Source organism: Alphaproteobacteria bacterium, from assembly GCA_030739735.1.
In the GTDB taxonomy this organism is placed as follows: domain Bacteria; phylum Pseudomonadota; class Alphaproteobacteria; order UBA7887; family UBA7887; genus UBA7887.
Map to the genome: position 1 here is coordinate 1 of JASLYQ010000044.1, position 931 is coordinate 931.

Sequence of the window (931 nt, forward strand, 5' to 3'; positions counted from 1 at the left end):
CTTATTAAAACAGGATAACCTATTGAAGCCGCAACCTGTTCGGCTTCTGTGAATGACCGTGCATTTCCATTGTCCGGTTGTAAGAGGTTGAGTTTGGATAAAAGTGTCGCAAACCTTTTGCGGTCTTCTGCCATGTCGATGCTATCCGGTGAGGTGCCAAGGATCTTAACCCCTGCGTTGGCTAGCGGTACGGCCAGTTTGAGTGGAGTCTGTCCTCCAAACTGTACAATAACACCTTCCGGGTTTTCTTTCTCAACGATTTCCATTACATCCTCAAAAGTAAGGGGCTCGAAATATAACCTGTCAGATATATCGTAATCCGTACTTACAGTTTCCGGATTGCAATTAATCATAATTGTTTCAAATCCCATTTCTTTCAAGGCCAGTACTCCATGCACACAGCAATAGTCAAATTCGATACCCTGGCCGATACGGTTAGGACCGCTTCCCAGGATAATAATTTTTTTCTTTGATGTAGGGTTAGCTTCGCATTCGGTCTCGTAGGTGGAATACAGGTAGGGCGTGTACGCCTGGAATTCAGCCGCACAGGTATCCACCACCTTAAACACAGGGCGGATATCGTTCTTTTTGCGGTAATCACGAATATCTGCTGCCGTTGTATTTAACAAGCTTGCCAGCCGAATGTCGGAGAGACCATACTGTTTTGCTTTTTTTAAAAGAGACGGATCTATCAGGGGTTCAGTTTGGCTTTTAATCTCTTCTTCCAGTTCCAGAATCTGTTTCAAATTATATAGAAACCATTTATCAATCATGGTGATTTCATGTATCTCATCAATATCCATTCCCATACGCATACCGTCTACAACAGACCAAAGCCTGTCCCACGAAGGACTTAACAGATGTCCCTTTATGAATTCCTTTTTCTCTGAATCATTCAGGTCGGCTTTACTATGATGTTCGTCTAATCCAT

At 43.2% G+C, this 931-nt stretch carries 1 protein-coding gene; it reads right to left on the reverse strand.

From position 1 onward, the window contains the following. On the reverse strand, positions 1 to 931 hold a 931-nt coding region (gene carB, locus QF629_12945), incomplete at both ends, for a carbamoyl phosphate synthase large subunit (protein ID MDP6014428.1).